Raw genomic sequence first — 7,512 nt, 5'->3', positions numbered from 1 at the left:
ACAGATGATGTTAGTGATGTTAGTGATGATGGAGATGAATTGGTAGACGGTCCAGATGCGGATACGGATCCAACGAATGACCCAACAGTAACGACCGTAACACCAACAGCAGCGTTAACTGTAGTTAAGACAGCAGTAATAACAGACAATGCGCCAACAGGATTAGGGGTCAATGATTTGATTACTTATACTATAGTTGTAAATAACACAGGCAATGTAACGGTAAGTGATATTACATTATCAGATACCCTTACGGACTTAGACGGTAATGTGTTGAGCTTATTAAGTAATCCAACGTTAACAGGATCAAGTTCAGGTAGTAGTGCCGCGAGTTTATTAGTTGGAGGTAGCTTAACGTATACAGCCACGTATGTTTTAGACCAAGAGGATATTGATGCAGGAGGAGTGAGTAATACAGTTACAGCAACAGGAGACAGTCCAAGTGGTACAGATGATGTTAGTGATGTTAGTGATGATGGAGATGATGCTGATGGTAACACGACAGACGATCCAACAGAAACCACCATAACAGAAACACCAAGTATCGAAGCCGTTAAGACAGTAGCGATTACGAACGATGTTTTACCAACAGGTGTAAGTTTAGGAGATACCATGACCTATACTATAACTGTAGAAAACACAGGCAATGTAACTCTAGATGGAGTCGCACTAGCAGATACGTTCTTAGATGCCAATGGTGATGCATTGACATTATTAACAGCACCAACATTTGTAAGTGCCGATGCAGGTAGTGCAGCTGGAGATTTATTAGTTGGTGAGACAGCAACCTATACCGCAACTTATGTTATAGAGCAAGATGCTATAGATGCAGGAGGCTTTAGTAATAGTGTTATAGCGAGTGGAAACAGTCCAGATGACACTACCGTTAATGACACAAGTGATGATGGGGATGATGCTGATGGTAACACGGAAGATGATGTCACTGAGACAACCATAGATGAAGCACCAAGTATAGAGACTGTAAAAACAGTAGCAATCACAAATGATATAGCACCAGTAGGAGCGAGTCTAGGTGATGAGATGACATATACCATCACAGTAGTTAACACAGGAAATGTAACATTAGATAATGTTACTATTATAGATACATTTATAGACACTGATGGTAATGTGCTAACTTTATTAACAGGTCCAACATTTGATAGTGCAGACCAAGGCAGCTCAGAAGGATCGTTATTAGTTGGAGAGACAGCAACATACTTAGCAACTTATGTTATAGAGCAAGATGTTATAGATGCAGGAGGCTTTAGTAATAGTGTTATAGCCAGTGCAGATAGCCCTAATGATACTACAGTAGATGATGCAAGTGATGATGGAGATGATTCAGATGGCAACATTGATGATGATGCAACAGTAACAACTATTGATCAAGATCCTAGAATTAGTTTAATTAAAACAATATTGCCTTTAGAAGATACAAATGGTGACGGTATTGTCGGTGGAATTGATGATGTTATTACATATGTTTTTGATGTAGAGAATATTGGTAATTTAACATTAACAGATATTGTTGTGCAAGATGACCTTCCAGGTTTAAACTTAACAGGAGGTCCAATTTCACTGCTTATTCCAGGGGACTCAGATAATATAACTTATTCAGCGACATATATAATTACTCAAACTGATATAGATTTAGGTTTTGTTGTAAATTCTGCTTCTGTTAGTAGTGAAAAACTTAATGGAGATCCTAATGATACGTCAGATGATGTTACTGATATCAGTGATGATCCAAATGATAACGAAGATGTAGATGATAATGGTGATGGAAATCCAGATGATCCAACAATAGTTTATGTGACTTCAATTTATGATTTAGAAATAACTAAAGTTGTAGATGAACTTAATCCAGTTATTGGTGATCAGGTTACATTTACTATTGAGGTGGCAAATATTGGTAATGTTACTGCAACAAATATCGTGATTGATGAACAAATTCCAAGTGGTTATCTATTTATTTCTGCACTAACAACGGCAGGAACATACACAGAATTAAATGGCGAATGGATAATAACTCAATTAAACCCAGATCAAGTAGAAATTCTTGAAATCACGGTTGAAGTTTTAGGGTTTGGTGATTATTTGAATACAGCATATATTGATAGTTCAGTTGGAGGAACTGATATTGATACAAGTAATAACGAAGACGATGCTAGAGTAGATCCTATTTGTTTAACAATTTATAACGAGTTCTCTCCAGATGGTGATGGTGTTAATGAAACCTTTATGATTGACTGTATAGAACAATATCCTAACAATAAATTAGAAGTTTATAACAGATGGGGAAATATTGTTTACAGTACCAAAGGATATTTAAACAATTGGAATGGCACATCTAATGGAAGAGCAGTTATTAATCAATCTGATAATTTACCGGTTGGAACCTATTATTATGTTTTAGACTTAGGAGATGGATCAGACCCATTAGTAGGATGGTTATACATAAATAGAAATAACTAATAGATACTGAATTATAAAATATATTAAAATGATACATAAATCATCACTAATAAAAGGATTAATAGTTTTAGTATTTATACTAATTAGTACTATTAGTTTTGCACAACAAGATCCTCAATACACGCACTACATGTTTAATACACTAAGTGTCAATCCAGCTTATGCTGGTCAGAGAGAGACTTTGAGTGTTGTTGGTCTACATAGATCTCAGTGGGTTGGTATTAACGGAGCACCACAAACACAATCTTTAAGCATTCATAGTCCATTGCGTAACGAGCGCATAGGCTTGGGGCTAAATATTGTAAATGATGCTTTAGGACCAGCAAGTGAATCATTTGTGGATGCTAATTTTTCTTATACTATACCTTTAAATGCGGATGATTTAAAATTGTCTTTCGGAGCAAAAGGAGGATTTCATATGTTAGATACCGATTGGAGTAAAGGTCGTTTTAGAGATACAGATCCAGCCTTTGAAAATGATTTGAATTTAATTTCACCAATGGTAGGAGCAGGTTTATATATGCATACTAGAAAATGGTATTTAGGTTTGGCAGTGCCCAATTTTATTGAAACCAAACATTATGATGACTATGAAGAATCTGTTGCTACGGAACGTATGCACTTTTATCTAATTGGTGGTTATGTATTTAATATTAGTGAAACAACAGAAGTAAAACCTGCATTTTTACTTAAAGGAGTTTCTGGGGCACCAATAATTGCAGATGTGTCTGCTAATTTTTGGTTTCAGAAGAAAGTAACCTTAGGTTTGGCCTGGAGATGGGATGATTCTGTTAGTGCTTTGGCTGGTTTTCAAATAACACCTGGTATGTTTGTTGGCTATAGTTATGATATGACAACAACTGGTTTAAGTAATTATAATAATGGCTCACACGAATTAACATTAAGATTTGAAGTTAAAAGATTAGGTAGAATATTATCACCTCGTTTCTTCTAAAACTAGAATTATGAAAACACTATCGAAATATATATTATTAACAATCGTACTTGTATTTTCTGTAAATGCATTTGCTCAGAACGGAAAAATTCAAAGTGTAAAAAATGACTATAGGAATTTTGCTTATGTAAAAACAAGTGAGGTTTTATTAGAAGTCGCTAACAAAGGCTATAAATCGGTAGATTTATTTCAAAAATTAGCTAATTCATTTTACTTTCAGAATAAAATGGAAGAAGCTGCAAAGTGGTATGGTGAATTAATGGAACTTAATGAAGTTATTGATCCAGAATACTATTTTAGATATGCATTGGCACTTAAGGGGATTAAGGACTACGAGAATTCTGATAAATGGATGGAGAAATTCAATGCCTTAAAGCCTAATGATTTAAGAGGGAAAGCTTTTTTATCTAAAGTAGATTATAAGTCTGCCATTGATGAATTAAGTAGAGAAGATATAGAAATCGTTAATTTAGATATTAACACTGAATTATCTGATTTTGGTACTACAGAATATGAAAATGGAATTGTCTTTGCTTCAGCCAGAAGTGGAGGGCGTAAATACAGATGGAATGAAGAGCCTTATTTAGATTTGTTTTCGGCTGAAAAAATAGATAGTGTAACTTTCGGTGACGTTAAAAGTATAGGTGAAAAGGTAAATACAAAATTTCATGAATCTAGTGCTGTATTTTCACCAAATGGAAAATATATGTTCTTTACTAGAAATAATTATTTTAAGGCGAGATATAAAGAAGATGAAACAGGAATTAACAGATTACAATTATATAGAGCAACTTTAAATGAAGATGGCGTTTGGGACGATTTACATAAAATTCACTTTAATAGCATAGATTATAGTGTAGCACACCCAGCGCTTAACTTAACAGGTACAAAACTTTACTTTGCTTCAGATATGCCAGGTACGTTTGGTCAATCAGATATTTTTGTAGTAGATGTAAATGATGATGGAACTTTAGGTGAGCCAGAAAACTTAGGAAGTTCAATTAACACAGAAGGTCAAGAGTCATTCCCGTTTGTTAATACTAATGGCGATTTATATTATTCTTCTACAGGCTTTCCTGGTTTAGGAGGTTTAGATGTTTTTGTTTCTAAAGAATTAGATCAAAAAGTAAAAGCTGGTTCAAGCCGAAATTTCCCTATTGAGAATATAGGTAAACCTGTTAATAGTGAATGGGACGATTTTGGATATTATGAAAATTTGGTGACTAAAAGAGTTTATTTTAGTTCTAATAGAGAAGGAGGAAAAGGAAGCGATGATATCTATACTTTTGATATTACAGAATTAAAATTAGAGGTAGAAGGTGTTGTTCAAGATAAAAACAGCTTGGAACTAATGCCAGATTCAACCGTTATTCTTTTCGATAAAGACGGTAATGAGATCGAACGAGTTACAGTAGGTGAAGACGGTTATTTTAAATTCGATGTAGAACCTAAAAAAGAATACTTAATTAGAGTAATAAAGGATAAGTATACATCAGACGAAATACGTATTACAACACCTAATAAAAAGCAAGAACTTAAAGTTGAACTATTAATAGAGCAAGATGAGCAGCAAATAGAGCCTTGTGATGATTTAGCGAAAGTATTAGATATTCCTATTATATATTTCGACTTTGATAAATCTCAAATTAGATATGACGCTGAAATAGAATTACAAAAAGTATTGGCTGTCTTAACAAAATATCCAACAATGCATATTGATATTCGTAGTCATACAGACTGTAGAGGTACAGCATCTTACAACGAAAAGCTTTCCGAAAGAAGAGCACAGTCTACTCGTAAGTACTTAATTAATAAAGGTGTCGCAGCAGAACGTTTGACTGCTAAAGGATACGGAGAATCAAGATTGGTAAACGATTGTGGTTGTGAACCGTCTAATGAATCAAGTTGTTCAGAAGAAGAGCATCAATTAAATAGACGTAGTGAATTTATTATTACTAGCATAAATGGTAAAACTTGTGATGAAGATAAAGAGTAATCACAAACATTACATATAACCTTAAATAGCCGTTTGATTTTTAAACGGCTATTTTTTTATGAATTCATTCACTTTTATTTAAGGATAAGGTATTAATTTAGCAAAATGACAGAAGAACACGTCATCCTAGTTGATGAAAACGATAACCAAATAGGTTTAATGCCTAAAATGGAAGCGCACGAGAAAGCACTATTGCATCGTGCATTTTCGGTATTTATTTTTAATGATAGTAACGAACTAATGTTGCAACAACGTGCAGCACATAAATATCATTCTCCAAAATTGTGGACCAATACATGTTGTAGTCATCAACGCGATGGTGAAACTAATTTACAAGCTGGTAAGCGACGTTTACAAGAAGAAATGGGTTTTGTTACGGATTTGATTGAAAAGATAGCATTTATTTATAAAGCTCCTTTTGATAATGGATTAACAGAACACGAGTACGATCATATTATGGTTGGTTATTATAACGATGTTCCTAAAATAAATGAAGAAGAAGTGGCTGATTGGAAGTGGATGAACTTAGACGATGTAAAATCAGATATTTCCAATAATCCTCAGTTATATACAGCATGGTTTAAGATAATTTTTGAAAAATTTTACGAATTTATAAACGTTAATAAGTAATGAAAGTTACCGTACATAGAAAAGCTCATTTTAATGCTGCACATAGACTTTACAGAAAAGACTGGAGTTTTGAGAAGAATGATGCCGTTTTCGGACTGTGTAACAATCCTAACTTTCATGGTCATAATTATGAGTTAATTGCTAGTGTTACTGGTGAAATTGACCCTGAAACAGGTTATGTTATTGACGTAAAAATATTAAAAGACATTATTAAATCTGAAGTCGAAGATGCCTTTGATCATAAGAATTTAAATGTAGAAGTTCCTGAATTTAAAGATCTAAATCCTACCGCAGAGAATATTGCTGTTGTTATCTACAATAAAATTAAACCAAAGTTAGATCCAAAATTTCAGCTCAAAATTACACTTTACGAAACTCCGAGAAACTTTGTAACTTATTCTGGAGATTAATTCTATGAAAAATTCCCTATATCCATTAGTGTTTCAACCTATTCTGAAAGAAAAAATTTGGGGTGGTGAGAAGTTAGAAGAACATTTCAATAAACCTGCTCATTCCAAAAATGTTGGTGAAAGTTGGGAGATAAGTACAGTGCCAAATGATGTTTCTGTTGTTGTTAATGGAGACTTAAAAGGTAATTCTTTACAAGATTTGGTTAATAAGTATACATTTAAATTATTAGGTGAAAAAAATTGGAAACGTTTTGGAAATGAATTTCCATTACTCATAAAATTTATTGATGCCAAAGAAGATTTAAGCATTCAGTTGCACCCTAACGACGAGTTGGCTAAAAAACGACACAATTCTTTTGGTAAAACTGAGATGTGGTATGTAATGCAAGCAGACAAGGACGCTAATTTAATTGTAGGGTTTAATGGCGACGTAGATAAAGAAACCTATTTAAAGCATTTAAAGAACAATACACTTACAGAAATTTTAAATTTTGATAAGGTAAAGGAAGGAGATACTTATTTTATAGAAGCAGGTAGAGTACATGCAATTGGTGCAGGTGTATTATTAGCAGAAATTCAGCAAACAAGTGATATAACTTATCGTGTTTATGATTGGGATAGAGTGGATGTTCACGGTAATACGCGCGAATTACACAACGATATCGCTATTGATGCTTTTGATTTTAAAATGGTAAATGATTTTAAAATTGACTACAAAAAACATAAGAATGCATCTAACAAAATAGTAAGTTGTCCTTTTTTTACTACAAATTTCATTGAAATTAATTCTGAAATTCAAAAAGAGAATACATATGATTCATTTATAATTTATATGTGTGTAGATGGAAATGTTGAAATTTTAACGAATGGTTCGAATACAATGATTTCTAAAGGTGAGACTATTTTGATTCCGGCGAATATTAAAGATTTTAGACTAAAATCTGATTACGGAAGGCTTCTAGAGGTCTATGTTTAGAGCTAGAAATAAAAAGTCAATAAGACAGCGTTAAATAACTAAAAGGATTTAGTACTTTTGCGGTTAT

The 7,512-nt window shown here is 33.2% G+C and carries 6 protein-coding genes; all 6 read left to right on the top strand.

Translation table 11 applies throughout. The features are described 5' to 3' along the window. On the top strand, window positions 1-2,478 hold a 2,478-nt coding region (locus DFQ10_RS16050; protein WP_115818449.1), incomplete at its 5' end, for a DUF7507 domain-containing protein. A 28-nt stretch (window positions 2,479-2,506) separates the two neighbouring features. Then, complete coding sequence (locus tag DFQ10_RS16045; RefSeq protein ID WP_115818448.1) at window positions 2,507-3,433, top strand: PorP/SprF family type IX secretion system membrane protein; 927 nt, start codon at window positions 2,507-2,509, stop codon at window positions 3,431-3,433. 10 nt (window positions 3,434-3,443) lie between these two features. Next, window positions 3,444-5,429, top strand: coding sequence for an OmpA family protein (locus DFQ10_RS16040; RefSeq protein ID WP_115818447.1), 1,986 nt, complete (start codon window positions 3,444-3,446; stop codon window positions 5,427-5,429). A 105-nt stretch (window positions 5,430-5,534) separates the two neighbouring features. Further along, window positions 5,535-6,059: an isopentenyl-diphosphate Delta-isomerase gene (gene idi / locus DFQ10_RS16035; protein ID WP_115818446.1), complete on the top strand. Its 525-nt coding sequence runs from the start codon at window positions 5,535-5,537 to the stop codon at window positions 6,057-6,059. Beyond that, on the top strand, window positions 6,059-6,469 hold the full coding sequence (locus DFQ10_RS16030; protein ID WP_115818445.1) for a 6-pyruvoyl trahydropterin synthase family protein: 411 nt from the start codon (window positions 6,059-6,061) through the stop codon (window positions 6,467-6,469). The genes idi and DFQ10_RS16030 overlap by 1 nt, the downstream gene beginning before the upstream one ends. A gap of 4 nt (window positions 6,470-6,473) precedes the next feature. Then, window positions 6,474-7,445 (top strand): type I phosphomannose isomerase catalytic subunit, encoded by a 972-nt coding sequence (locus DFQ10_RS16025; RefSeq protein ID WP_115818444.1) that lies wholly within the window; start codon window positions 6,474-6,476, stop codon window positions 7,443-7,445. The last annotated feature ends 67 nt before the right edge of the window (window positions 7,446-7,512 follow it).

Source organism: Winogradskyella eximia (genome assembly GCF_003386165.1).
In the GTDB taxonomy this organism is placed as follows: Bacteria; Bacteroidota; Bacteroidia; order Flavobacteriales; family Flavobacteriaceae; genus Winogradskyella; species Winogradskyella eximia.
This window is presented reverse-complemented; position numbering and strand designations above follow the sequence as displayed.